Below are 25,066 nucleotides of genomic sequence, written 5' to 3'. Positions count from 1 at the left end.
CGAGCCTCGAAGTCATCGAACCTCTCTGATCACTCGTCAGATATGCCAGTCGGCACAACGACATGCCTTGACCTCGGACTCACGAGGTCAAGGCATGTCGTTGCAGTACCCCCGCGGAGCGCGGCGGCGTGGCGTCAGGACGTGGGCAGCGTCGCGGTTACCGCGACAGCGGTGTACTTCATGTCGAAGCTGCCGCCCATGGCGTCGATGGCGGCGCCGACCCCCGCCAGCACCTTGGCCAGTTTCTCAGGCGGGAACTGACCGTGGTCCCCCTGCGTGGGCAGCTGATCCAGCCATTCGTCCTTGCTGTAGACGTACCGCCACTCGAACTGCCACTGCTCGGGCTCACCGAATCCGTCGACCTGGCGGATCCCCTCGATGGTCTTGGTGAGCAACGGAGAGGAGCTCGTCGGCGGAGGCGTCGGCATGCTGTAGGCGCGAGTGGCCAGCGCGTCCGGCACCACCTCGACATAGACCTCCCTGAAGGCCTCGCGCACCTCTGCCGGAGGTTCGGCGACGTTCCAGAAGGCGGCCAACCGTCCTCCCGGACGCAGCACCGACGCCGCCTTGGCCGCACCCACTACGGGGTCCACCCAGTGCCACGCCTGGCCCGAGATAATCCCGTCGAATCGACGTTCCGCTGGCTCCCATTCCTCGAATCGCGCGACTTCGACTTCAGTGCCCTTGGTTCGCGCGAACTCCGCCATCCGCACATCCGGCTCGACGCCGAGAACCGAACACCCGGCGGCCTGAAATTGGCGTGCCTCGATACCCGTACCCGCACCTACATTCAGTAGCTCAACACCCGGGCATGACCGCACCATGCGGTCCACCAGGGCATCCGGATAACGAGGTCGAGTCCGGTCGTAGCGTTCGGCGTCTATCCCATAGGATTCGGCCACGCGTCGCTGCTGATGGAGTTCTCCGTCGAGCTTCCCATTCGCCATGGATTGACCATAGTGGGCGCGCGCCCACTATGTCAAACATAGGCGTTCCCCACATTCACCAGATGACCGGAAGCGAGCGCAAACCCCTGATGAGCGTGCCTTTGGTGTAAACGATCTCGTCGGAGGACACTGCCAGCCGCAATCCAGGAATCACCGTGAACAGGGTGCCAAACGCGACCTCGAGTTCGATCTGGGCGAGCTGCGCACCCACGCAGCGGTGCATCCCGTGCCCGAACGCCAGGTGCTCTGCGGCACCCTCGCGGGTGACGTCGAAACGATCCGGGTCCTGGAACGTCGCCGGATCGAAGTTGGCGGCCGAATTGCACGCGATGACCACGCTGTGCGCGGGAATGGTGGTTCCGCCGAGCTCCACGTCGGTCGTGGTGGCGCGGATCAGTCCGGTGTGCGGGTCGACGCCAGGAGTGACATAGCGCAGGACCTCGGACACAGCGGCGGGCACCGCTCCCGGATCGGCGCGAACCGTCGCCAGCTGGTCCGGATTGTCCAGCAGGGCCAGCAGCCCCTTGCCGAGCATGGTCGCGGTCGTCTCGTAGCCGGCCAGGAGCAGGCCGCAGGCGAGGGTGACCAGCTCCTCATCATCGAGACGGCCCTGCTCGTCGCGGGCGGTGACGAGCCCGTGGAGCAGACTGCCATCGGGGTGGACGCGCTTGTCCTCGACCAGGCCGCCCATGTAGTCGAACAGTGATCGCAGCGCCGACATCGCCTCTTCCGGCTGCGTCCCGGGGGCGCTGACGCGATCGGCCCAGGCGCGGAAGAGCTCCCGATCCGCGTACGGGACACCGAGAATCTCGCAGATCACGGCGATCGGTAACGGATAGGACAGCCCCTCCGCCAGGTCGGCGGGTGGCCCGACCGCCTTCATCGTCTCGATCAGTTCGTCGGCCATCTGCTGGATCCGTGGGCGGAGGCTCCGGATACGGCGGGCACTGAACGCCCCGGCGACCAAGCGACGCAGCCGGGTGTGCTCCGGCGGGTCCATGTCGAGGATGCCGGGTTTGGTGAAGATCACGGCGGGGCTCATCACGGCTCCAAGTCGCCGTGCCTCGACGCGACCGAACCGCGGATCGGCGAGTACGGCGCGCACCTGGGCCATTCCGGTCACCAGCCAGGCGTCGCGACCGTCCCTGGTCGTAATTCTGCGTACAGGTGCTTCCCGCCACATCGCGTTAACCTGCGCCGGAACCGTATAACCAGGGGTGACACCGGTCTCGGAATTTCCTTTTCCAGCAGGGTCGGGCGAGGTCATTTCCAACATTTCGGCCATGATATTGACGCTAACAAACATATACCCGCCTGATCAACACGCCAACCCAGACAATCGGGAGGCGGCAGCGGAGCGCAGTTATGGCCGCGAGGAGATCAGAGCTACCACTGTGGACACTTCCCCTGGTCGCGAAGAGGTCCTAAGCCGCACCGTGATAGGAATCCGCAATTGCAACCCCAAAAAATAGGGGGTGGCGTCACGTCGCCCCTCCAGCAGGATAATGGAGAACCCGTGACTAGCACTTTACTTTCTATACACAATGGCGCGTGAATGCGTCGACGAACAGGAGGTGGTCGACCGTTGAAGATCAAGGAAATGGCAATATCGGGTGCATTTCGCATTATCCCGGACAAGTACCGTGACCGACGGGGATGTTTCTTCGAGGCCTTCCGGATCGAGGATCTCACCCGCGCGACCGGCTTTCCCTTCCAAGTCCGTCAAGGCAATGTCTCGGTCAGCAGGCGCGCGACGATCCGGGGCGTACATGGCACCGGGGCCGATTCCGGCGAAGCCAAGCTGATCAGCTGCACGCGCGGCGCCGTGCTCGATGTCGTGGTCGATCTACGGGTGGGGTCGCCAACCTTCGGCGCGTTCGACGCCGCGCCCCTGACCGAGGAATCCGGCGATCTGGTGTTTCTCGTCCCCGGCCTCGGGCACGCCTACCAGGCGCTCGCCGAGGACACCCGGATCAACTACCTGTGCGCGGAGCAATTCGTCCCGGGCTCCCAGATCGACGTGAACCCGTTGGACCCCGAACTCCCCCTACCCTGGACGCTGGATGAGGAGCCGATCATCTCGGACAAGGACAGGGCCGCGCCAGGTCTACGGCAGGCGGCAGCGTCCGGGATACTCCCCCACTACGCCGGCCCTCTCTAAGGCCATCATCGGACGACAGCCGCCGGTGTACCGCCCACAGTTGCCGCATGTTGCCGTGGTCGAAGGCGTGCAGGACGCCCCGCAGCGTGGACGAGACTCGCAACTGGGCGTACGCGTGAGGACAGCGTCTCGACACAGCAAGAGCAGAGAGGAGCAATCGTGTTGCCATCGGCCAAGAACCGGCCGCTCGTAGCGGTACTCGGCGCATCCGGGTTTCTCGGCGCCGCGGTCACCGCCGAGCTGATCGACCTCCCGGTACGCCTTCGACTCGCCTCTCGTGAGCGGAGGCTTCCGCTTCCGGCCTCGTCAGCCGAGGTTCACCTCGCGGACCTCACCGATCCGCGGGCGGTGCGTGAGGCTGTCGACGGCGCGGACGCCATCATCCACCTGGCGGCTCACCTCCCCGACGAACGCTCCTGGCGCGCACCGGGCAGCGACTCCCAGCGGCTGAGTACAGGCCTGCTCGACACGCTCGTCCGCGCAGTGCGCGGACGGCCGCCGATCGTCGTGTTCGCCAGCACCGTCCAGGCATCGGCCCCTCCCGGACGACCGCTCAACGACTACGTGCGGGAGAAGATCGCGGCCGAGCAGTTGCTCGGAGAGGCGACCCAGAACGGTGCGGTACGCGGGATCGTGCTCCGCCCGGCCACGATCTACGGGAGCACCCCCATCACCGGCGCAACGGGCCGCGGCGTCGTCGCCGCGATGGCCCGCAGAGCCTTCGCTGACGAGCCGATCACCATGTGGCACGACGGCACGGTCGAGCGAGACCTGGTGCACGTCACGGACGCCGCGCGCGCCTTCGTCGCCGCGATGTGTGCGCCCGAGGCACTCAGCGGCGGCTGCTGGCCGGTGGGGACCGGCCGGCCCGTGCGACTCGGCAAGGTGTTCCGCACTCTTGCCGACCTGGTCGCCGCCCGGACCGGGCGCCCGCCCGTGCCCGTGGTCACCGTGCCGCCACCGGACTGGGCGGACGCCACCGACTTCGGTAACGTGCACATCGATCCGTCGTCCTTCGCCGCGGCCTCGGGCTGGCAGCCGCTCGTCCGGCTGACCGATGGCCTGGCCGGTGTGGCGGACGCGCTCTCTTCTTGAGCTACCCGAGAGCACCGGCGGTGATTGCGGTCAGACGGGCGGCCACCTCGGCGGGGCTCGGCTGGGCGAGAACCTCGCCGCGCAGCGCCGTAGCGGCACGTCCGACTCGGTCGCTGGTCAGGAGGGTTGCGACTGCGCTCGCGAGTGCGTCCACGGTCGCGTCCTCCCTGTTGACGGCGATACCGGCTCCGGTGTCGGCCAGACGAGCGCAGCAGGTCTGCACGTCACGGGTGGCCGGGACGCCGAGCTGCGGGACTCCGTAGTAAGCGGCCGTCATGATCGTGCCGGCTCCACCGTGGTGTACGACCGCGTCGCAGGACGGCATGATCGCGTTGAGGGGGACGTTCTCCACCACCGTGACCCCCGAGGGCAGGCTGGGCACCCACCTGCGATCGGCGCCCGTGACCGCGAGCACGACCTCGGTATCGTGCTCCTGGAGCGTCTTGACGACGTCAGCAACCGGAAACGCTTCGATGCCATCACGGATCACCAGCATCGAGCCCCAGGTGACCAGAACCCGTCGCCGCTGTGAAGCAGCGAGAACCGAGGGCGGCAGGACATTGGTCCCGTTGTAGGGGACGAACCGAGCGGGAATCCGCGACGGTATCTCAACGATCTGCATGCTCTCCAGCCACGGATCGACCGCCGCGACAGCGTTCTCGGTGCGCGCCGCGCACCCATGTCGCGCGTAGAGTTCACGCAGGGGTTCGGGCCAGGCGTCCGGCGACATCCCGCATCCGGGGTAGCCGTATCCGGAGCCGCGCAGCAGATCCGGGCCCCAGAGGTGGTGGACCAGCGGTGCGTCCACCGCTGCGGCCGCCAGTGGCGCCGCGAGCACGAGCGGGTCCGCGACCACCAGGTCGGGGCGCCAGTCACGGGCGAGGGACACGACGTCGCTCGCGGCCTCCATGGCGAATCGAACCTGGGCGTTGACCAGCGTCTGGTACAGCGGAGGCGGGGCGCCCGGTTCACTCTCGACCGGTCCCCTCTGCCGGTGCCGCGCCAGTTCGTCAGTCATGTCAAAGGACTTGGCGATGGTAACCATCGACACCCCGGAACTCACGACGACTGATTCGCCCCAGGGCTGTGCGGCGACGCAGACATCGTGACCAGCGGTGCGACAGGCCCAGATCAGCGGCACCATCGGGAAATAGTGCGACGGCGCGGAAGCCGGAATGAACAGTATGCGCATCCGATACCCGACCATTCTCGTCAGCAGATGTGACCGTGGGACCAACGTTGCCGCTTCGGTGCGGCCGCGACAAGCCTGGCTGATCGGGGTACCGCCTGGCCGAGATCTCTGGTAACAGGAGCGTCCTGCCCGTCATGGCGGCACCCGGCTCGTACCACCACCTGTGAAGCCGCGGGCTATTGACAAGGTGAACACAGGCCCCATAGTGGGCTGGTGCCCACTATGGGGCCTGTGAGAGAACGGAACCCTTGAGGGCGCACGGCTCGGGTGTCGGTCTCCAGGCCCTCGGGCATCGTGCGCCAGGTCCAGCAGATCTCCCTCGTGGAATTCTTCCACTTCGGTTGTGGAGCAGTGATCCTTTGTCAGCTAGACATTCACAATGGAAATACTTATTTATCGCGGCGCTCATGACGGTCACCGGGCTGGTGGTCACTTCCACTCCCGCTACCGCGGACGGAGCAGTCCCGGAGGTGAGTTGCAAGCCGTACTCGCTGCCGGTCCGCCTCTCCGATTCCGGCAAGGCGACGGAGACCTTGTGGGGTGAGCTCTGCCAACCCCAGAACCACCGCCCCACCACAGTGCAGTTGCTCGTACACGGCGGGTTCTACAACCACGTGTACTGGGATTTCCCGGTCGGCAAGGGCTACTACTCGTACGTGCGCGACGCCGTCGCGGCCGGGTACGCCACCTTCAACGTCGACCCGATCGGTTCGGGTAACAGCTCTCACCCCCTCAGCAGCCAGGTCACGGGCGACGCCGGTACCGTGGCGCTGCACGACGCCATCACCGCTCTGCGCAACGGAACCCTCGACGGGCAGGCGTTCAAAAAGGTGATCTGGGTGGGACATGCGCTCGGCTCGTTCTACGCCTGGCGCGAGATTCCACGGTACGGCGACGTGGACGGAGCGATCCTTACCAGCGCGTTGAACGGCCACAATCCGGACCACGCCGCGATCATGAGCGCCAACTCGTACCCGGCAGCGCAAGATCCGAAGTTCGCGAACTCCGGCTACGACGCGGGGTACATGACCACGAAGCCGCGAACCCGCGGTTCCATGTTCTACTATCCGGCCACGACCGATCCGGCAGTGGTGGCAAAGGACGAGGAGACCAAAGACGTCCAGCCGATGGCGAAGACCGAGCCGGCGAAACCGCCGTACGGGATCCGGGTGCCGGTGCTCGTCGTCGGTGGTGCGCAGGACTGGTTGGAGTGCCAGGGGGTGACCGCCTACGACTGCGACGACACGGACAGCGTGCGTGCCCACGAGTCGCAGTTCTACCTGCCTGAAGCGAAGCTCAAGGTGGCCATGGTCCCGGAGACGGGTCACGACATGGCGCTGGCGAGGACGGCGCCGGCTACCAGCTCCATAATGCTGAAGTGGGCCAAGGGCGTCGCGGCACCGTAGTACCCAGCGACGGACGTCCGATATCCGTCAGGGCTGGGGACGCTTACCGGCTCCCCCGTCCGGCCAACGCTTTCAACGCGTTGGCCGGACAGTCCTGTTACGGCTGCCGGGCGAGCTGCAGGCGCCACAGCGGATGTCCACCGAGCCCCCACGCAAATCGCTCAGGAGGTGTACGCGTACTGGGCCCTGTCGCGGATGTCGTCGACGAGATCGGCCTGGCGGAGCGAATCGACGTTCTGGGCGGCCAGGTCCCGTGCGCTCGCTGCGTCGTCGGACAGGATGGCGGCGGCGAAGGAGGCGACGATGTTCGCGAACTGGTCTCCCGATGGAAGGGTGATCGCTTCACCGCCGTTCTGACGCTCGATCCGCAGGACGGGGCGATGTTCGGGCGGCGGCGTGAATGCCCGGTGGAGCCAGAGCCGGCCGGAGGCGCCCCGCAGCTCGTAACCGCTGCAGTAGGAATGCTCCATGCCGAAGGAGAGCTGAGCCGTGACACCGACGGGATCGGACAACAGCACGCTGCCGCCCACCACGGCACCCCGCGCCCGTTCGACGCGGAGTGTTGCGCCGACCAGACGAAGGCGGGGCCCGAGAAACCGAAGCGCGGCACGGATGGGATAGACCCCGATGTCCACCAGAGCGCCACCGCCGACGTCAGGCAGGTAACGGGAATCCTCCGGCGGCCTCGGCGGAATCGTGAAGGTGCTCAGGAAGGAGCGGAGTTCGCCGATGGCTCCACCCGAGACGAGATCATCGACGTGGCGGTGGAGCGGATGATGCAGGAACATCATGTTCTCCAGCAGCAGGCACCCGCGTTCGTCGGCCAGGCCGAGCAGGCGTCTGGTCTCCCGTGACCGGGTGGTGAGCGGCTTCTCGGCGAGCACATGCTTGCCAGCCAGCAGCGCACGCTCCACCCACTCGGCATGCAACGCGGCCGGCAGCGGAATGTAGACGGCGTCCACGTCTTCCCGTTTCAGCAGCTCCGCGTAGCCTTTCACGGCTACTCCACCGAAGCTGTCGGTGAACCGTTCGGCCGTCGTCAAGTTGCGGCTCGCCACGGCCCGTATCTCGATGGTGCGTTCAGCCCGCATCGCAGGCAGGGTTCGCCGCCACGCGATGTCGGCACAACCGATCACGCCGAATCTCACCGGCCCGGGCTGCTTTCCCACGCCGATCCTCCCATCCGACTCGCAATGGGCGTTCGGCAGGTAATGCGGCAGCACAAAAACATGGTGGATGTTAACGCCGGCACCACAGACAAGGGAACCCCTGCAAAATCGGGGATTGTTCGGCCGGGACGGCTTTCGGGAAAGTACCTTCCGGTGCTTACAGGAAGAGGTAATCAGGTATGGCCGCCCAGATTCAACTTCCGCTCGACCCACCGCATCCGGCTCGACCGCAGCGGAACCTACGGGCACTCCAGAAAAAGGCCCCGGTGCACCGGGTCAGCACTGCCGTGGGAGACCCCGCCTGGCTCGTGACCGGATATCAGGAGATCAAACAGCTGCTCGGCGATCCACGATTGGGTCGCAGCCATCACGACCCCGACAACGCTGCACGCAGCGGTGCGTCGGAGCTGCTCGACGGTCCGCGCGGTGACTACGAAACCGAACAGCAGTGGATCGCGACGATGCGCTCGCGTCTGCAGCCGTTCTTCTCGGCGGGGCATGTGAAGGCCATGCGCCCTCGGGTCGAGGCGCTGACGGGTGAACTCCTTGACCGGTTGGAGAAGCAGGGCCCGCCGGCGGATCTGGCCGATGCCCTGGCGCTGCTCCTGCCGCGGGAGGTGATCAGCGAACTCCTGGGGGTGCCGGTGGAGGAAAGGGAGCGTCTGGACGAGTGGACGACGGCGGTGAGCGACGCCCGCGACCGGGAACGCTCGGCGGCCGGGCTGGCCAGCCTCCACCAATACGGCGGAGAGCTGGTGGCACGCAAGCGCGCACGGCCGGGCCAGGATGTCATCTCCTGGCTGTGCGAGGACGGAACCCTCTCCGACGGCGAGGTCGCCCAGCTCGCGATGGGCGTGCTGTTCGCCGGGTACGAGACCACCGCGACGGCGCTCTGTGTCGGCACGGCGCTCTTGCTGGACTCCCGAGAGCAGTGGCAGGCGCTTCGCAACAACCCCGAGCTGGGACCCTCCGCGGCGGAGGAGAGCGTGCGGGTCGTCAGCCGGCTGCTCCCTCCGGTCATTCGCTACACGCGTGAGGAACTGGAGATCGCCGGGGCGACCGTTCGGCGCGGCGAGCTCGTGATGCTCGACATATACGCCGCGACCCATGACGAGAACATCTTTCCCGATCCCGACCGGTTCGACATCACCCGCGAGGACAACCCCCATCTCTGCTTCGGTTTCGGCCTGCGGTACTGCATCGGGGCCCCCCTCGCCCGGCTGGAGCTACAGGCCGCCCTCAGTCAGCTGGTCCTGCGCTTTCCGCAGATGCGCCTGACCGTTCCGGTCGAGGACCTGACGGTCCGCCCGGGCTCGTTCGCCGCCATCCCCACGTCCATACCTGTCATTTGGTAGGCCGATGCACAGAGATCGAGAGGAACCCATATGAGCCTGACGCGGGATGCGCTGCGAACAGGCATCGACCGGGTCGTTCCCTCGGTGCTGGAAGTCACCAGCACCCCGGGCGCCCTCATCACCGTCGGCATCGCGGGGAAGACCCCGCTGACCATGCCGTTCGGCCTGGCCGATGTGGAGACCGGCGCTCCGGTGAACGAGTCGCACACCATGCGAGTCGGCAGCCTCGGGAAACTCCTGGTGGCCACCGCGATAGCGGGCCTGGCCGACTCCGGTGAGCTCGACCTGGACGCACCCATCGACAAGCATCTGCCCTTTCCGGTCGTCAATCCGAAGGGCGGCACGATCACGCTGACGAAGGCACTGGCCATGCTCAGCGGTGCCGCTACGGACGGATACGACTGGGTCGAGCAGCCCGAGCCGGCGATGCAGTACATCGAGCGCGGACTGAAGCGCGGTGTCGTCCATGAGTACGGCACGGGCGCGCCCCGCTTCGTGAGCTCGGCGGACTCGAGTCAATGGCAATCGTCCTCGTTCATGTACCAGGTGGCCGCGTTGGCGGCCGAGGCAGTGACCGGGATGCCGCTGGGCGAGTATGTGAAGGCCGAGATCCTTGACCCGCTCGGCATGCGCGACACCGCCTGGCTCGACAGCCCGAACTGGGACGATGTGCGTGGCCGCTGCACCACGGGGCACATGGTCTTCGGAAACCGCGCCGTCCCGCTGCCGTGGCATGAATGCGGAACCTACCACTCGGTCGGAGCGGTCATGTCCTCCGCCGACTACACGACGCTCATGCTGGCGCTGACCGGCCGCGAGGGTCTGTTCGGTGGCGGTGTCGCCCAGGAGATACTGCGGCCGCGGACGACCGCACGGGACGGAAGCCAGGTCGGATTCGGTGTTCATCTGGCCGGAGATCCGGAGGCGGCCGACCACTGTGTACGCTCCGTGGGCCACTACGCGTTCGGATGGTGGGCCGTTTCGCTCGCCTATCCCAACGCCGCCGAGCCCTTCTGCGTCACCGTGTGCACGAATCTCGCGGACCAGCGGGATGTCTTCAATCCGCCCGACCAGTATTCCTTCGGCATTCTCGCCCAGGAGATCGCGGGCTGGATCCTCAGCGGGAAGGTCGACGCGCGCAGCCTGCCCACCCGCACCGAGTGGGGCTCGTACACGATGGGCCTCGTCGCCGCCGACAGGTTCGCCGGCCTCCTAGGGGCGGAACTGGACAAGGACCAGATTTCCGGGATGGCCAAGGGGTCCCGGGCGGTCGGAAAGCCCTCCGGCATGGCGTTCGACGAGGACCTCTTCGTCAAGGGGTACCTGGACATGCAGGCCGCGGTGCGCGAGCAGCGCATCGACGAGTACTTGGACACGCACTGCCCGGTCGGCGGCCTCTTCCGGAAGCTCGCGCGCAAGGAATGGGGAAGCAAGGGCTTCGAAGATCCGTCGCCGGTGCGATTCTGGTCGGACAGGCGATCGTAGCCCGCCCCTCCCGCAGTGCGGGACGTAGTGATGGCGTGCCCGTCAAGAGCGGGCGCACCACCACGTGTTGGCCAGGTCTCACCCCTGGGTTCCGCGGTTTTCTTGCAGCGAGAACTTGAAGCGAGAAATGGGCTTCAGACGGCGGCTCGACCGCCGTCGACCGGCAGTATCGCCCCGTGCACGAAACTGGACTGCTCCGCCGAGGCGAGAAAGACGATTGCCTCGGCGATTTCCTCCGCCGTGCCCGGTCGCCTCGCGGGCCCTGCCATCGCCGCCCGGTCGAGGGCCGCCCCCCTGGGGGCGGTTCCCTCCGTGCGTGTCGGACCGGGACTGACCGCGTTGACCCGAACTCCATGCGGACCGTACTCGGCGGCCCACGCCTTCGTCAGCAGCACCAGCGCCGCCTTGCTGGCACCGTAGAGGCCCAGGCCGGCGGCACCGTAGGCGGCCGCCGCCGTGGTGACGTTGACGATCGCCCCGTGACCGCGCCGGGCCATCGCGGGGGCGAGCTCCGCGACGAGGAAGTACGGAGCCCTGACGTTGAGGCCGAAGACCGCGTCGAAGTCCGCCTCCGTCGTCTGCTCGGTCGGACCGAACGGAAAGACTCCGGCGTTGTTGACCAGCACGTCTATCCGGCCGAACCGCGCCACCGCGGCGCGCGCCAACTCCCTCGCGGAAGACTCTCCGTGCAGCTCGGCGGCGATGAAGTCCGCCGTGCCCCCGGCCTCGGCGATGGCCGCGACGACCTGCCGTCCACGCTTCTCGTCCCGCCCGGCGACCGCGACGTCCGCACCGCGCCCAGCGAGCGCCATGGCGGTCGCCAGGCCGATCCCGCTCGTCCCTCCGGTAACCAGGGCCGACACGCCGGACAGTACGGACATCGGTTGTCCCTTCACGAGGCGGTCGGCAGCGAGCTGACGGGGGTTGGTGCGGTGCCCGTCGGACACTTCCCGTCCTCCGCGGTCGAGCCGGCGATCCTGAACGGGCAGATGTTCGGCATCGCCGGGCTGCGTGTGCTTGGTGTGGTTCATTCGCCTCCCTCTGTGTCGGTTGTCCCGATCAGCCAGGCGAGAACCTGCTCCGCGATCCGCGGTGCCGACAGACCACGAGCGTGCAGCAACTCGTCCCGGCCGCCGGGTTCGAGGAAGCGCGTCGGCAGGCTGAGGTTCGCTACGCGCGTCGTGGCACCGACCGCGGCGACGGACCGGCCCAGCCGCTCGCCGAATCCCCCGGTGCCGATGTTGTCTTCGACGGTCACGGTCAGCGGATGCGTGCTCGCCAGCTCCACCAAGGCATCGGGAACGGGCACCACCCAGCGCGGATCCACCACCGTCGCTTCCACGCCCTGGTCGGCCAGCAGCCCGGCCGCCTCCACACAGGCGGTGGCCATGGGGCCGGCCGCGGCCAGCAGCAGGTCCGGGGCCTTCGGCGAGCGAAGGACGTCCAGGCCACTGATCTGTCCGACGGGGTCAATGCCCGGTCCCGCCTGCCCCTTCGGGAACCGCAGCACCGTCGGGCCGTCGTCCCGGTCGAGCGCGTCGCGAAGCAGGAGACACAGCTGTGCCGTGTCGCGGGGCGCGGCCACGCGCAGACCGGGCACGAGCGACAGCCAGGACAGATCCCATATACCGTGGTGGCTCGGGCCGTCGGGTCCGGTCACACCGGCCCGATCCAGCACGAAGACGACCGGCAGGCGGTGCAGGGCCACGTCCATCAGCACCTGGTCGAACGCTCGGGCCAGGAAGGTCGAGTAGATCGCCACCACCGGCCGCAGCCCGGCGGTGGCCAGACCGGCGGCGGAGGCCACCGCGTGCTGTTCGCTGATGCCGACGTCGTAGACCCGATCGGGGAATTTGGCGGCGAACTTGTGCAGGCCGACGGGGACGGTCATCGCGGCGGTGATACCGACCACCTCCGGGCGTTCGGCCGCCACGGCGAGCATCTCGTCCGCGAAGATCTCGGTCCATGACGGTGCGCCCGACCTCTCGACGGTACCGGTCACCGCGTCGAAGCGACCCACCGCGTGCCAGCAGTCCACGTCGTCCTGGGCGGCGGGAGCGTAGCCGTGCCCCTTCTTGGTCAGGCAGTGCACGACCACGGGACGCCTCATCCTCACCGCGGTCCACAGCGCCTCTTCCACTGCAGCGCAGTCGTGGCCGTCCACCGCTCCCAGGTAAGCGATCCCCAGGCTCTCGAAGAATTCGGAGCGGTCCGCGGATTCCGTGCCGATCGCGTCCAGATGTCTCGCGAGCGCCCCGGTCGTAGGCCGGTAAGACCGCCCGTTGTCGTTCAGAACTATCACCATGGGCCGCTCCGGGCCGGCCCCAATGTTGTTGAGCGCCTCCCAGGCCAGTCCGCCGGTGAGTGCCCCATCGCCGACCACGGCGGCCACCTTGCGATCGTGGTCACCGCGCAGCGCGAACGCCTTGGCCATCCCGTCCGCGTACGACAGCACGGTGGAGGCGTGGGAGTTCTCGATGACATCGTGGTCGGACTCCGCACGCGACGGATATCCCGACAGCCCCCCGGCGGAGCGCAAACTGCCGAACCGCCGCGCCCGCCCGGTCAGCAGCTTGTGCACGTACGCCTGATGGCCGACGTCGAACAGCAGCACGTCACGTGGGGACTCGAAGACCCGGTGGAGCGCGACGGTCAGTTCGACCATGCCCAGGTTCGGACCGAGGTGACCGCCCGACTCCGCCACGGCATGGACAAGGAACTCGCGTATCTCCGCGCACAGTTCCCCGTCCCGGGCCCGATCGAGCCTTCTGAGGTCCGCAGGTGAGGTGATGTCCTGTAGCAATGTCATGACCTCGTCTCGCCCTCACTGCCCTCGTTCTTCGACTCCTCCGCGATCCGGAGCGCCTCCTCGATCAGCGTCTCGACGATGCGGTTCTCCGGTACCGTCCGGACGACCTCGCCGCGGACGAAGATCTGGCCCTTGCCGTTTCCGGAGGCGACTCCCAGGTCGGCTTCGCGTGCCTCTCCAGGGCCGTTGACCACGCAGCCCATGACGGCGACCCGCAGCGGCACGGGCAGCCCGTCGAGCCCGGCGGCGACCTCCTCCGCCAGCCGGTACACGTCCACCTGGGCCCGTCCGCAGGAGGGACAGGAGACGATCTCCAGCTGCCGCGGGCGGAGTCCCAGCGACCGCAGGATCTCGACCCCGGCCTTCACCTCCTCGACCGGCGGCGCCGAGAGCGACACCCGGATGGTGTCCCCGATGCCCTGACGGAGCAGAGAGCCGAAGGCCACGGCCGACTTCACCGTGCCCTGCTGGGTCGGACCGGCCTCGGTCACGCCCAAGTGGAGCGGCTGCTCGCACCGCTCGGCCAGCAGTTCGTAGGCATGGATCGTCACCATCGGGTCGTGGTGCTTCACCGAGATCTTGAAATCGTGGAAATCGTGCTCGGCGAACAGTTCAGCCTCCTGCATCGCCGATTCCACCAACGCCTCCGCGGTCGCCGAGCCGTGGCGTGCCAAGATGCGGCGATCGAGTGACCCGGCGTTGACACCGATGCGGAGCGGCACACCGTGGTCGCTCGCGGCCCGGGTGATGTCCTTGATCTGGTCGTCGAAACGCTTGATGTTGCCCGGGTTGACCCGCACTGCCGCACAGCCCGCCTCGATCGCCGCGAAGACGTAACGCGGCTGGAAGTGGATGTCGGCGACAACGGGAAGCGGCGACTTGGCGGTGATGCCGGCCAGCGCTTCGCAGTCGTCGCGCGAGGGGACCGCGACCCGGACGATGTCGCAGCCCGCGGCCGTCAGCTCCGCGATCTGCTGGAGCGTCTCGTCGACGCGCGCGGTCACGGTCGTCGTCATCGACTGGACAGAGACAGGGTGGTCACTGCCCACTCCGACGGAGCCGACCATCACTTGCCTTGTCTCGCGGCGGCGGGGCGCGGGCCGACCGGACGGGACGTGCTCAACGTTGCTCATGCGAGGCCTCCGATTCCGGCTCGTGCGGAATGCCGGTCCCGTCGGGTACCAGGATGTCCCCAGGGCTGAGCCGATCGTCGTGCGGGCGGGCAGGCGGGCGTTGGACGATCTCGCTCATCAGTGATTCCGGTTGGAGACGTATTTGGTGAGCGACAGCAGGGCGGCCACGCGGTCCACCGGCAACCCCTGTACGGAGCTCAGTTCCTCGCGGGCCAGCATCTCGAACCGCTCGATCTCCCGCACCGCGCTCGCCCGGCCGCCGGCCCGAGTGACCAGGTCGGTGGCGTGCCGCGCCTCGTCCTCACCCACCGGTCCCTTGCCGGCGTAGAAGCGGGCGAGTTCGGCGGCCTCCGGAGTACCGGAGGCCAGGGCGGCCGTCACGGGGAAGCTGCCCTTCCTGCTGCGAAGATCGGAGCCGACGGGCTTGCCGGTGCGCCGGGGATCACCCCAGATGCCCAGTATGTCGTCAGCTATCTGGAACGCCAGGCCCAGATGGAGACCGAACCGGTTGAACCGCCGCGTTGCCGCCTCGGAGGCGCCGGCCAGCAGAGCCCCGAGCTCGCAGGCGCAGGCCAGCAGCGCACCGGTCTTGTCCGCCGCGACCGCGAGCGCCTCGTCCGGGCTGGTCTGGGCCCGGCCCTCCAGCGAGAGGTCGGCCATCTGCCCGGCGGCGAGCCGGGTGACGGCCTCGGCCAGCAGCCGCGTCGCGCGTGGGTCAAAAGCCGAGGACCCGTCCAGCATCAACGGGGCCTGGGCCAGCAGCAGATCGCCCGCCAGGATGGCGGCCGGTACTCCGTACTCGTGCCAGACGGCCGGGCGGCCGCGGCGTTCGGTGTCACCGTCCATGACGTCGTCATGGATGAGGGAGAAATTGTGGATCATCTCCACGGCCGCCCCTGCGGCCGCGACGCGGGAGATCGCCTCGGCGTCGTCCGTGAAACACTCACCGGTCAGGACGGTGAGCGTGGCGCGTACCATCTTGCCGCTGGTGGTTGCCGGCGGCAGATCGGTCTCCGGCCACCCGAAGTGGTGGGCGATCATGGACCGGAGCCGGTCGTCGAACTCGGCGACCACCTGGTGGAGAATCGGGGTCACCATGCGGTTCACCCGCTCGATCTCCGGTGGGATCGCCCTCGAGGCGGCGTCCGGAAGCGTGGAGTTACGTAGATCTTGGGATGCTGCCGTCTCGATATGCACAGCTCACCTCGGAAGTCTCATGTTCAGGAGCGGAGGTACTTTCCGTCGGGCCGCGCAGGTCACCGGCGGACCGGTAGTCCAGTCGCGGGGGACCAGCGGGCAGGTAGGTGTTCACGCGGGGTTGCTCACCGCCTGGGCACTCTGGCCCGATACCTCGCTGATCAACTCGGCGGGCACGGTGACATCGTCGAACCAGCGCCCTCCGAAGGGACGCGGCATGGGCAGGATCTGATCGCTCGAATAAGCGAGAATCTTGCGGTTGTAGGCGCGCATCTCGTCCCGCAGGGAGGCAGGAAGCTTCCCGTCCAGAGTGAGTGCGCGTTCCATTTCCCCGAGCAGTCGCCGGGTCTGGCCGATGGTCTCCAGTACGGCCTCGCAGAACTCGCCGGGCAGGACGCCATACTCGCCCTTGATGCTGACGAGCCGTGCGATCGCCTCGTAGGAGACGTCCTGCAGGTCGCGTCGGCTGAGCCACTGCGTCTCGTAGTTGAGGCGGCGGTACCAGATCGGTTCGATCATGGCCTGCCGGTGCTCCTCCAACGTGCGGTGAAAGATCCGGTAGCCGTGCTGATCGGGCTCCTCGAAGAAGCGGCATCCGGGGTCGAGGAAGGGCACCATCGGGCAGATGAGAGGAAGTGCGGGCCACCCGTCGAACTTGCGTATCAAGCGCTCGGAGTAAGCGACCGTGTCCATCACCGACTGACGGTCCTGGTACGGCATGCCGATGAAGAACCACACCATGACGCCCTTGATCCCGGCGTCCAGCGCGCGCGGGATCCACCGCTCCATCTCGTCCATGGTGAACGTACCCCGACCGGCCGCCTTGCTGATCCTGGGATCGTGGGACTCGGGCGAGAGCAGAATGTAGGCGTCGGTGGATTCGCCCATCTTTCTCAACGTGTCGTCCGGCGTCAGGTTGAACTGCTCGAAGTAGACGCTCCGGTAACCGAAATCGTGCACGGCATCGAGGTAGCTGTGCATGCGGGTCTTGTTTTCGGAGTAGCACTGCAGGGCGTAGATGGAGGTGTGCTTGGCCGCCTCTCCCATCGTCCTGAGCTCTTCGATGATCAGGTCGTTGTCCTTCTGCACCAGGGTCTTCCGGACGTCCATGATGTTGCGGTAGGCGAAGCGGGAGCCCCCGCACCAACCGCAGTCGTGGGCGCATCCGGTATTCGGCAGCGTCATGATGAGCTTGCTGGAGAGCGGCGTCACCGGCGTCTTCTGGTAGTACGACCAACTGTTGGCGACGTTGTTGTAGTTGGTCGCGGGCTTGTGGTCGAACCCTGTGGACTCGACTCCGTCTCCGGACGTGTAGAGAAGGTTTGGAATCGTGCGGAAGTCCCGGTTCCCCCTCAGCACTTCCTCGGTGAGGCGACGAACGGGTTCGAGGGTGTCGTAACCCCGAACGACGACGTCCACCGCTTCATACCTGGAGAGTTCCTCGGCATAGTAGGTCGCCGAGATACCGCCGAAGACGGTCAGTGCCTCCGGATGCACCCGCTTGACGAGCTTCGCCAGCTCGATCGCGCCATAGCACTGCGTCATCCAGTGCAGATCAAAACCGAAGATCGGTGCCTCAAGCCGTCCGATCAGCGCTTCGACGTCGAGTTCCGGATGCATCAGCATCAGTGACGCGACATTGACGATGTCGCATTGCACGTCATGCTCGGCCAGATGCTGTTTGATCGAGAACCAGCCTATCGGATACATCTCGTAGACGGACGTGACATTGACGCTGTCACTGTCGCTCAGATAGGCGAAGAGGAGATCGTCACGCTCGCGAAAGTCGAATACGCTCGGAGCGTGGAGAAGGAACATGTCGGACTTCAGCTCATGCATGAGCGGAGAGCCGCCTTTCATGCAACATCGCGCTGAGATTGTCTATGTTCTTGAAAGTTTCCGGAGTGACGTCGCGCCAGGGCACCTTGACCTTGAACTCTCCATGCATGTAGGCGATGAGAGTCGCGGTGTTCAGCGAGTTGAGGATGCCCAGTTCGAGCAGTGGCGTGTCGCCGGCGAGCTCTCCCTGAGGGTCTCCGGAGAGGAAACTCTCCCGGATGAACGCGAGCAACTTCGTTGCGATCTCTTCTCGTTCCTGCGTAGCTGTCACTGATACCCCTCGTATATTGTTTTCGGCGACCAGGGCCGCGAGGTCGAGCTTCCCCCGGTCGTTTCGGGGCAACTTGTCGATGAAACGAACGTCGTCGGGAATCATCTGTGGGGGAAGCCGCTGCGCCAGATGGCGTCTGAGCGCGATGTTCCCGAGGGTGCTTGCCGGAGTCCGGGTCACGAACGCGGCCAGACGCCGGTCGAGCCCGTCCCCCACGGCGGCGACCGCGGCTTCGGTCACTTCCGGATGCGTGTGCAGTGCCGAGGACACCTCGCTCAGTTCGATGCGGTGGCCACGGACCTTGACCTGTCCGTCGGCGCGCCCCAGGTAGTCGAAGGAGCCGTCGGGGCGGACCTTGACCCGGTCTCCGGTGGCGTAGGGGCCGTTCTGCGCCGGCCGTCCCCAGTACCCGAGGAAGACGGTCGGGCCGCTGACCATGAGCTCGCCCTCCTCGCCGGGGCCGGCCACCCGGCCGTCGGGCTTGCCCGCCCAGACACGGTCGCCGCTGCAGGCCGCGCCGATCGGGACCGGAACGTCGCGCTCAAGGTCCTCGGGCCGGACCTCGTGGTACGTGCACACGTTGGTCTCGGTCGGACCGTAGAGGTTGAGCAGCCGGGCGTCGGTCCACTCGGCGAACTCCCGGACATGGCGGATGGGGAATGGCTCGCCCGCGAACAGCAACGCACGCAGCGACTCGGGTGCCGGCTGATCGAGCAGGCCACCGTCGCGCTGCATGAGGACCAGCACGGAAGGAACGGAGTACCAGACGGTGATGCGCTCTTGGTGCAGGTACTCGACAAGACGTTTCGGGGCGTACGCGAACTCGGTGGGCACGGGACAGACTGCTGCGCCCACCGCGAACGCCGCATAGATATCCAGCACTGACAGGTCGAAGGAGAACGAGGCATGGTTGGCGAACCTGTCCCCCGGGCCGGCCGACAGCTCCTCCACGGCCCATTCGACGAACGCCAGGGCGTTGCGGTGGCTGATGGACACGCCCTTCGGTGTTCCCGTCGAACCCGAGGTGAAGAGGATGTACGCAGGCTCGTCCTGGCCGACGAGGGCACTCGCCGCCTTCTGCGTACCCACACCGTCCTGTGCCGCGGCCGCGCCTTCCGGGGACGCGGTGTCGACGCAGGCCAGGAGGTCGCGGAGTGCGCCGGGAACGCGCGAGAGCAGTTCGGCCGGGGCGCACAGCGCCCGCGCCGCGGACTCACGGGCGATGGTCGCGACGCGCTCCACGGGGCTGAGAGGGTCTATCGGGACATAGGCGGCACCGAGCCGCAGGACTGCCTGCATGGCGGCGAGCGCGTCCGCCGACTTCGGACTCCACACGAGGACGCGGTCATCGCGGCCCACGCCGTGGCCGGCCAGGACGCAGGCCAGCGCGTCGGCACGGGTGTCGAGTTCCGCGTAGGTCACCGCGCCGCAGGGGCCCGCCACGGCCAGGGCGTGCGGGGTCCGCGCCGCGGCTTCAGCCATGAGCTGGTGGAGGTTGGCGGGCTTGCTCACAGGCCCATCCCCTTGGCGATGATCTCTCGCTGGATGTCCGTGGTTCCCGAAAAGATGTGCATCGGTACGACGTCCCTCAGCCGGCCGCCGACCCCTTCTGCGGCCAGATATCCCCTCGCGCCGAACACCTGCACCGCGTCGACGCCGTTCGCGACCGCAGTCTCCGCGACGGCAACCTTGGCGAGGGCCGCTGCCTCACCGGCGTCCGGGCTGCCCTGGTCGACCTGCCAGCACGCCCGGTACAACAACAGGCGGCTGCTCTCCAGGCGCTGTTTCATCGTGGCCAGACGGTGGGAGACCGCTTGGAAGTCTCCGATGCGCCTGCCGAACTGCCGTCGTTCCCGGGCGTGCGTGACACAGCGGCGCAGCTGGGCCTCCATCATGCCCAGATAGATCGCGGGCAGGCAGGCTCGTTCCCAGGTCATGGATTCCTGGAAGATGGAGCTTCCCTGACCTTCCGAACCCATCAGGTACCGACGGGGAACCCTGCATTCGGAGAACTCCACCCGTGCGGCGGCGCACCCGTCCAGGCCCACCTTGGCAAGGGGGGGACCGACCCGGAGGCCGGGCGAGCCGGCGGGAACGGCGAAGGCCGACAGTCCCAGAAACCCGGCAGAGGGCGCGGTGACCGCGTAGGTGACGAGAACGTCCGCCAAGGGGCCGTTGCTGACGAACGACTTCACCCCGTTGATCACGTAGGAGTCGCCGTCGGGCACCGCGGTCGTCACGAGCCGGCTCACGTCCGACCCGGCCTCGTCCTCGGTCATCGCGTTGGCGGCGATCGTCTTGCCGGAACTCAAACCGCGCAGCAGGTCGGCCCGCACCGGCTCGTGGGCGTGCTCCGCGAGAGCGGTGCCGCATGCCAGCAGGTGCGCGGCGATCGCGAAGGCGAGCCCTGTGTCGGCGCCGCCCGCGCAGAACGCCTCGAGGCCGAGAGCCGTGTCGAGCGCACCGAACCCGCCGCCGCCGTGGTCCTCGGGCAGGCACAGGCCCGTGATCCCACACTCTCCCGCGGCCTGCCACATGTCCCTTCCTGCGGCCTCCCCCGGCTCTGGGCAAGGCAGACGGCCGGCGGCGTCGCGGATGCGCTGTAACCGTCGTCGTTGTTCCGGAGTGAGGTCAAAGTCCACTGGCCTGGGCCTTACGTTCCCGTGTCGGTTCGGTACCGAGGATGCGGACGACTGCCGCCTTATAGGTCACTCCCGGGGAGAAGCCGCACAGCAGCACGTGGTCCCCGGCTTCGAGCCGGTGCGTCGCCAGCAGGTGGTGCAGCGCAGCCATGTGATCGCTCGCGCCGAGGTGCCCGACGGTCCTGCTGAAGTCCCACGTCGACTGTTCCAGGGAGAAACCGAGGATCTTGAGATAGGAGGCGGCCGCCCGGCGCGGCATGCCGTGGATGAGGACGAGCCTGATGTCGCCGGCCGTCACACCGGCCTCCTCCAGCGCCCGCTCGGTGCATTCGACGTTGTGCCTCTGGTGGCCCAGCAGCAGCCGCACCCACGATCCGTCCCCTTCGGCCTTCCGCTGGAAGGCGGCACCTCTGGCTCCGTAGTCCAGCGCGGTGGCGGTAGTGGCATTGGGCGGGAACAGCGGCTCCCCGCCTCGATGGGCCTCCTCCATCTCCGAGAACGTGGCCGAGCACAGGGAAGTCAGCTCCGCGAATCCCGGCGCGGTGCTCACCACGACGGCGCTGGCGCCGTCACCCAGGTAGGACACTCCGTCGCCGGGGTTCCACCTGTCGATCAGCCTCGTGCCGAAGTTGTCGCTCGCGGTGACCAGCGCCGCCGGGATCTCAGGAAAGGCCTTGAGGTACCCGGCTGCCAGTTCCAGCGCACTGAACGTTCCGTTGCAGCCGTTCCTGACCTCGATCGCGAGCAGGTCGTCGCCGAGCAGGTGCCGTTGCAGGTATGCCTGGGGACCCCATCCGTCGGGGCCCTGATGCCAGACGCCCGTGTACAGGAGCAGCCCGATGTCCTCGGCACTCACGCCGCTGCCCTTGAGTGCCTCCTGCGCGGCGGCCAGGGCCATCTCCGGCGCCGCGATCCGCCCCGCGACCGCCACGCCCGAGAGGTCGTAATCCGCCGCCGTGCCGGCCGGGACGAGCCCCTGCTCCACTGCCGATTCGATGCTCTGCGCCGTAGGCAGGAACACGCCGACTCCGGCGAGGTATATACCCCTGGTACGCACTGGTTCCCCCCTGTTCAAGCGGCGTTGTCAGAATGCCTTCGCACCACCAGGTCCGAAATCGAGCGCAGCGAGCTGGCGGCGCCTGGAGAAGTCTCGGTCTCCCAGTCGATGTGGAACTCCGAGCCCACCTTGTCGAGCAGCAGAACCAGCGTGAGCGAGTCGACGCCAAGACTGAGAAACGACGCGTCGCTCTGGACCGGAACGCCGGCGGGAAGTTGGTCCCAGACTTCCCTGAGGAGCGAGTCGAGACGAGCAAGAACGTATACCGAATCTGTATTCTCCGTGACCATATTCACAGAACCTCGGTCCAATTAGCGGATTGGTCAAAATTCCTCGGTGCAGCAGGGGAATCGACGCTTGAGAGGACTGAATTATTCGCGTCATGCCGCCATCGAATGGCAGGCTCTCGCGCCCTTTTCGTTCTGTCTAACGGAGGTTGCGCAACATACTCGCACGCACATTCATTGGGGAGTACCCCCACTTCTGGGGGACTCTCGGCCCTGGTCAACCTTCGGCCACTGCACGGCCGTTCGTTCGCCATGGCGACCCGGGGCAGGGACTACAGCAAGTCGATCGCCCTGTTCCGGTCTTCTCTTCTGCCGCTCGGGTCCAGCCGTCAGGTCCAGCGCAGGCGAAGCGGGAGCCGCTTGGCCCCGACAATCCCTCGCGCATCGTGGTACTCGACCCCCTCTCCGACCGACATCTCGCTCCAGCGACCGAGCATCTTCTCCAGGGCGATCCTTACCTCCAGACGGGCGAGCGGTGCTCCCAGGCAGAAGTGGATCCCGTGCCCGAGGCTTAGGTGCGGATTAGGTGCGCGACGGATGTCGAAGCTGTCCGGCCCGGGAAACTGCCGCTCGTCCCGGTTGGCCGAGGCCAGCCACGCGAGAACGATCTGGCCCGCCGGTACCGTTTGTTCACCGACCCGGACGTCTCTCGTCGTCCTGCGCATGCTCGGAGCCAAAGGTGTGCGGAAACGCAGTACCTCTTCTATGGCGCCGGGCAGCCCACCAGGGTCCGCGCGCAGTGTCGCGGCGACCTCCGGATGCTCATCCAGACACAGGACGACATTGGTCAGCAGCGCCGTGGTCGTGATGTGTCCGGCGAGCAGCAGAAGCCCCACGAACCCGATGATCTCGTCGTCGTCCAGACGCTGACTGTCCACCTCCGCCGCCACGAGCTTGCTGACCAGGTCCTCCCTCGGTCTGGCCCGCCGACGGCGAATGTGCTCCAGGCAGTAGGCGTTCATCTCGCGCATGACGATCGCCATGGACTGCGTGCGTTCCTCGTTCGGTATGAAACTTGTCTGACTCTCCGGTGCGACGAGGGAATCGGCCCAACGCCCGAACATCGGGCGGTCCTCGGCCGGTATACCAAGGAGTTCGGCGATCACGGTCACCGGAAGGGGAGACGCCAGATCCGAGACCAGCTCGATCTGCTCCGCTCCGGCCTTCGCGTCCAGCAGTTCATCGGTGATCACCTCGATGCGAGGCGCGAGCTGGGCGACCACACCCGGGGTGAAGGCCTTGCTCACCAAGGTGCGCAGCTTGCGGTGCTGGGGCGGGTCCTTGCGGAGAAGGTTGCCCTTGATGAAGCGGTCGACATCTTCCTGCGCCGGCATGAACGAACTGAAGTCGGAGGAGAAGGTGCCCGGGTCGGCAAGGATCCGTTCCACGTCGCTGTGGCGGAAGACGTGCCAGACGCCGGCTTCCCCGTCGTGGCTGACAGGTTCGCTCTCCCTCATCCGCCGGAACCAGGCGAGCATCGTCCCAGCATCGGCGGACTGGTCGGCCAACCTGGTCCCTCGCTCGGTAGCCGTCATCTCGGTCATCCCTTCCCGATCGGTGGTTCGCCGTGCCGGTCCCGGTCATAGAGGTGACGGACACCAGGGCACCGTCCTCGGGGGATGTCGTCGAAAGCACCGACGTAGGTGAACGACAGCTCTCCCCATGCGTCGCTCGGTACGCCCACGACACACGTCGTAGCGGTTGGCTCTTGACGGACTCTGGTTTCTCGTCGTTCCGTTGCTGCCGGTGTTCTTCCTATGCAGGGCACGCGCTCATACGGACGTCCGCACCGCACTCATCGCGACCGTGGTGTAGCCCATGGTGAAGCTGCCCCCCATCGCGTCGATGGCGGCACTGATGCCCTCCTGTACCTCTGTCACCTGGGCCAAAGGGTGCTGGCCGAAGTCACCGTGAGTGGGCATTTGATCCAGCCATTCGTCCCGGGTGTAGGACTTCTCCCAGTTGAATCGCCACTCCTTCGGGGTACCGAAACCACCGGCCTTCCGTATCCCGTCGGCTGCATTCCTGCTCAACATCGCGTATCCGTCCAGGGCGTTGGTCGTCCACTGGCGTGCAACGAGGGAATCGGGCAATACCCGTCGGTAGATCTCGCCGAAGGACCGCAGCACCTCGGGCGGCGGAATTTCCGCGTTCCAGAACACCGCCAGCTCGCCACCAGACCGCAGCGCCTGAGCGGCCTTCACCGCGCCGGCAACCGCGTCCAGCCAGTGCCAGGTCTGCCCGGAGACGACAGCGTCGAAGGGCCGGCCTGCTGGGTCCCAGGCCTCGAACGTCGACACCTCGACTTCGAGCCCGCGCCGCCGCGCGAACTCGGCCATCCGCGTGTCCGGCTCCACTCCGAGCACCGTGCAGCCGGCCGCCTGAAACTGTCGGGCAGCGATGCCGGTGCCGCAGCCGACGTCAAGGACATTGAGCTCGGTGCGGGCCTCGACGATCTGGTTGACCAAAGCTTCCGGGTAGCTGGGGCGGGTCCGGTCGTAGCGTTCCGGGTCCGCGCCGAACCCCTCCGCCACCCGGCGATGTCGGGGAAGCTCGTCCTCGGAGAAAGATGCTCGTGTGTTGGGCACAGCCTGTACCACCTATCTTGATGAGCCAACTCCCGCTCAGATCAATTTCGACGAGAAATTGTGAGCCAGGGCCATCTCCTATACCCGCCACTCCAACTGGCGCAAGAACTGATGCCGCGCACGCAGCTCAGTCCACACATCGTCGGTACGGTACGAATCCACAATCGAGTGGCCACGATGCCGGACGGCGCGGGCGACGACAACTCCGAAAAGTTAGGGCTGGCCAAGATGTGATTCCACCTGCTAATACGCCAGCAGTGGATCGTGATCTTCATGTCTGTGCTGCGACTTGTCGCCAATAATGACTGATATGGGATCGGGGCTGGTGACCATGCCGCCAGCGACCAGGGTACGCAACGGGACGGGACGGAGGGACACAGGTCATGGCACCCGCGCCGGCGGACACTCCCCCACTAATCAGGGATTGTTGTCA

At 66.9% G+C, this 25,066-nt stretch carries 20 protein-coding genes; 5 read left to right on the top strand and 15 right to left on the bottom strand.

Annotated elements, in window-relative coordinates; genetic code table 11:
- Nucleotides 1-134 precede the first annotated feature (134 nt).
- Nucleotides 135-947: a class I SAM-dependent methyltransferase gene (locus ACIRPT_RS00170; RefSeq protein WP_403819894.1), complete on the bottom strand. Its 813-nt coding sequence runs from the start codon at nucleotides 945-947 to the stop codon at nucleotides 135-137.
- Nucleotides 948-1,002: 55 nt separating this feature from the next.
- Nucleotides 1,003-2,232, bottom strand: a complete 1,230-nt coding sequence (locus ACIRPT_RS00165) for a cytochrome P450 (RefSeq protein WP_403819891.1) — start codon at nucleotides 2,230-2,232, stop codon at nucleotides 1,003-1,005.
- 300 nt (nucleotides 2,233-2,532) lie between these two features.
- Here ACIRPT_RS00165 and ACIRPT_RS00160 point away from each other — a divergent pair, with 300 nt between their 5' ends.
- Both ACIRPT_RS00160 and ACIRPT_RS00155 read left to right on the top strand, forming a co-directional pair.
- On the top strand, nucleotides 2,533-3,108 hold the full coding sequence (locus tag ACIRPT_RS00160) for a dTDP-4-dehydrorhamnose 3,5-epimerase family protein (protein ID WP_403819888.1): 576 nt from the start codon (nucleotides 2,533-2,535) through the stop codon (nucleotides 3,106-3,108).
- Nucleotides 3,109-3,267: 159 nt separating this feature from the next.
- A complete protein-coding gene (locus tag ACIRPT_RS00155) occupies nucleotides 3,268-4,203 on the top strand; it encodes an NAD-dependent epimerase/dehydratase family protein (RefSeq protein ID WP_403819885.1) in 936 nt (311 codons plus the stop codon).
- Between the two features lies 1 nt (nucleotide 4,204).
- Here the strand turns inward: ACIRPT_RS00155 and ACIRPT_RS00150 are convergent, their stop codons facing one another.
- Nucleotides 4,205-5,395 (bottom strand): nucleotide disphospho-sugar-binding domain-containing protein, encoded by a 1,191-nt coding sequence (locus ACIRPT_RS00150; RefSeq protein WP_403819882.1) that lies wholly within the window; start codon nucleotides 5,393-5,395, stop codon nucleotides 4,205-4,207.
- Between the two features lie 407 nt (nucleotides 5,396-5,802).
- On the opposite strand from ACIRPT_RS00150, the gene ACIRPT_RS00145 reads away from it, so the two are divergent.
- A complete protein-coding gene (locus ACIRPT_RS00145; RefSeq protein ID WP_403819879.1) occupies nucleotides 5,803-6,801 on the top strand; it encodes an alpha/beta hydrolase in 999 nt (332 codons plus the stop codon).
- A gap of 161 nt (nucleotides 6,802-6,962) precedes the next feature.
- Here the strand turns inward: ACIRPT_RS00145 and ACIRPT_RS00140 are convergent, their stop codons facing one another.
- Entirely contained in the window at nucleotides 6,963-8,024 is a 1,062-nt protein-coding gene (locus tag ACIRPT_RS00140) for a Gfo/Idh/MocA family protein (RefSeq protein WP_403819877.1), read from the bottom strand.
- A gap of 254 nt (nucleotides 8,025-8,278) precedes the next feature.
- On the opposite strand from ACIRPT_RS00140, the gene ACIRPT_RS00135 reads away from it, so the two are divergent.
- Together ACIRPT_RS00135 and ACIRPT_RS00130 are read left to right on the top strand one after the other, a co-directional pair.
- The gene (locus tag ACIRPT_RS00135; RefSeq protein WP_403819874.1) at nucleotides 8,279-9,325 is read left to right on the top strand and encodes a cytochrome P450; all 1,047 of its coding nucleotides are present in this window, start codon (nucleotides 8,279-8,281) and stop codon (nucleotides 9,323-9,325) included.
- Between the two features lie 30 nt (nucleotides 9,326-9,355).
- Nucleotides 9,356-10,810: a serine hydrolase domain-containing protein gene (locus tag ACIRPT_RS00130; RefSeq protein WP_403819871.1), complete on the top strand. Its 1,455-nt coding sequence runs from the start codon at nucleotides 9,356-9,358 to the stop codon at nucleotides 10,808-10,810.
- Nucleotides 10,811-10,944: 134 nt separating this feature from the next.
- On the opposite strand, the gene ACIRPT_RS00125 is transcribed toward ACIRPT_RS00130, so the two are convergent.
- The 11 genes from ACIRPT_RS00125 to ACIRPT_RS00075 all read right to left on the bottom strand — a co-directional run bounded on the left by ACIRPT_RS00125 (nucleotide 10,945) and on the right by ACIRPT_RS00075 (nucleotide 24,579).
- Complete coding sequence (locus ACIRPT_RS00125) at nucleotides 10,945-11,691, bottom strand: SDR family NAD(P)-dependent oxidoreductase (protein WP_403821704.1); 747 nt, start codon at nucleotides 11,689-11,691, stop codon at nucleotides 10,945-10,947.
- A 146-nt stretch (nucleotides 11,692-11,837) separates the two neighbouring features.
- A complete protein-coding gene (locus ACIRPT_RS00120; protein ID WP_403819869.1) occupies nucleotides 11,838-13,619 on the bottom strand; it encodes a 1-deoxy-D-xylulose-5-phosphate synthase in 1,782 nt (593 codons plus the stop codon).
- On the bottom strand, nucleotides 13,616-14,752 hold the full coding sequence (gene ispG / locus ACIRPT_RS00115; protein ID WP_403819867.1) for a flavodoxin-dependent (E)-4-hydroxy-3-methylbut-2-enyl-diphosphate synthase: 1,137 nt from the start codon (nucleotides 14,750-14,752) through the stop codon (nucleotides 13,616-13,618). The genes ACIRPT_RS00120 and ispG overlap by 4 nt, the downstream gene beginning before the upstream one ends.
- Nucleotides 14,753-14,869: 117 nt before the next feature.
- A complete protein-coding gene (locus tag ACIRPT_RS00110) occupies nucleotides 14,870-15,850 on the bottom strand; it encodes a polyprenyl synthetase family protein (protein WP_403819864.1) in 981 nt (326 codons plus the stop codon).
- 210 nt (nucleotides 15,851-16,060) lie between these two features.
- On the bottom strand, nucleotides 16,061-17,788 hold the full coding sequence (locus tag ACIRPT_RS00105) for a cobalamin-dependent protein (protein WP_403819861.1): 1,728 nt from the start codon (nucleotides 17,786-17,788) through the stop codon (nucleotides 16,061-16,063).
- Nucleotides 17,781-19,571, bottom strand: a complete 1,791-nt coding sequence (locus ACIRPT_RS00100; RefSeq protein ID WP_403819858.1) for an amino acid adenylation domain-containing protein — start codon at nucleotides 19,569-19,571, stop codon at nucleotides 17,781-17,783. The genes ACIRPT_RS00105 and ACIRPT_RS00100 overlap by 8 nt, the downstream gene beginning before the upstream one ends.
- Nucleotides 19,568-20,596, bottom strand: a complete 1,029-nt coding sequence (locus ACIRPT_RS00095; RefSeq protein WP_403819855.1) for an acyl-CoA dehydrogenase family protein — start codon at nucleotides 20,594-20,596, stop codon at nucleotides 19,568-19,570. Before ACIRPT_RS00095 ends, ACIRPT_RS00100 begins: the two co-directional genes overlap by 4 nt.
- A 94-nt stretch (nucleotides 20,597-20,690) precedes the next feature.
- A complete protein-coding gene (locus tag ACIRPT_RS00090) occupies nucleotides 20,691-21,722 on the bottom strand; it encodes a ketoacyl-ACP synthase III family protein (RefSeq protein WP_403819852.1) in 1,032 nt (343 codons plus the stop codon).
- Nucleotides 21,723-21,772: 50 nt separating this feature from the next.
- On the bottom strand, nucleotides 21,773-22,048 hold the full coding sequence (locus ACIRPT_RS00085; protein ID WP_403819849.1) for a phosphopantetheine-binding protein: 276 nt from the start codon (nucleotides 22,046-22,048) through the stop codon (nucleotides 21,773-21,775).
- 326 nt (nucleotides 22,049-22,374) lie between these two features.
- Nucleotides 22,375-23,589, bottom strand: coding sequence for a cytochrome P450 (locus ACIRPT_RS00080; RefSeq protein WP_403819846.1), 1,215 nt, complete (start codon nucleotides 23,587-23,589; stop codon nucleotides 22,375-22,377).
- A gap of 228 nt (nucleotides 23,590-23,817) precedes the next feature.
- Nucleotides 23,818-24,579 carry a class I SAM-dependent methyltransferase gene (locus tag ACIRPT_RS00075; RefSeq protein ID WP_403819843.1) on the bottom strand — a complete coding sequence of 254 codons (762 nt, stop codon included), beginning with the start codon at nucleotides 24,577-24,579 and terminating at the stop codon, nucleotides 23,818-23,820.
- Nucleotides 24,580-25,066: the final 487 nt, after the last annotated feature.

The sequence above is a fragment of the Streptomyces sp. NPDC101227 genome, assembly GCF_044767545.1.
Taxonomy (GTDB): domain Bacteria; phylum Actinomycetota; class Actinomycetes; order Streptomycetales; family Streptomycetaceae; genus Streptomyces.
Note: the sequence above shows the minus strand (reverse complement) of the source record. Positions and strands in the feature narration are given on the sequence as shown.

Excerpts from the sequence above, each read along its gene's own strand:
- ACIRPT_RS00170 (WP_403819894.1), bottom strand. The coding sequence starts at position 947 with ATGGCGAATGGGAAGCTCGACGGAGAACTCCATCAGCAGCGACGCGTG.
- ACIRPT_RS00165 (WP_403819891.1), bottom strand. The coding sequence starts at position 2,232 with ATGGCCGAAATGTTGGAAATGACCTCGCCCGACCCTGCTGGAAAAGGA.
- ACIRPT_RS00150 (WP_403819882.1), bottom strand. The coding sequence starts at position 5,395 with ATGCGCATACTGTTCATTCCGGCTTCCGCGCCGTCGCACTATTTCCCG.
- ACIRPT_RS00145 (WP_403819879.1), top strand. The coding sequence starts at position 5,803 with ATGACGGTCACCGGGCTGGTGGTCACTTCCACTCCCGCTACCGCGGAC.
- ACIRPT_RS00130 (WP_403819871.1), top strand. The coding sequence starts at position 9,356 with ATGAGCCTGACGCGGGATGCGCTGCGAACAGGCATCGACCGGGTCGTT.
- ACIRPT_RS00125 (WP_403821704.1), bottom strand. The coding sequence starts at position 11,691 with ATGTCCGTACTGTCCGGCGTGTCGGCCCTGGTTACCGGAGGGACGAGC.
- ACIRPT_RS00120 (WP_403819869.1), bottom strand. The coding sequence starts at position 13,619 with ATGACATTGCTACAGGACATCACCTCACCTGCGGACCTCAGAAGGCTC.
- ispG (WP_403819867.1), bottom strand. The coding sequence starts at position 14,752 with ATGAGCAACGTTGAGCACGTCCCGTCCGGTCGGCCCGCGCCCCGCCGC.
- ACIRPT_RS00110 (WP_403819864.1), bottom strand. The coding sequence starts at position 15,850 with ATGGTGACCCCGATTCTCCACCAGGTGGTCGCCGAGTTCGACGACCGG.
- ACIRPT_RS00105 (WP_403819861.1), bottom strand. The coding sequence starts at position 17,788 with ATGCATGAGCTGAAGTCCGACATGTTCCTTCTCCACGCTCCGAGCGTA.
- ACIRPT_RS00095 (WP_403819855.1), bottom strand. The coding sequence starts at position 20,596 with ATGTGGCAGGCCGCGGGAGAGTGTGGGATCACGGGCCTGTGCCTGCCC.
- ACIRPT_RS00085 (WP_403819849.1), bottom strand. The coding sequence starts at position 22,048 with ATGGTCACGGAGAATACAGATTCGGTATACGTTCTTGCTCGTCTCGAC.
- ACIRPT_RS00080 (WP_403819846.1), bottom strand. The coding sequence starts at position 23,589 with ATGACCGAGATGACGGCTACCGAGCGAGGGACCAGGTTGGCCGACCAG.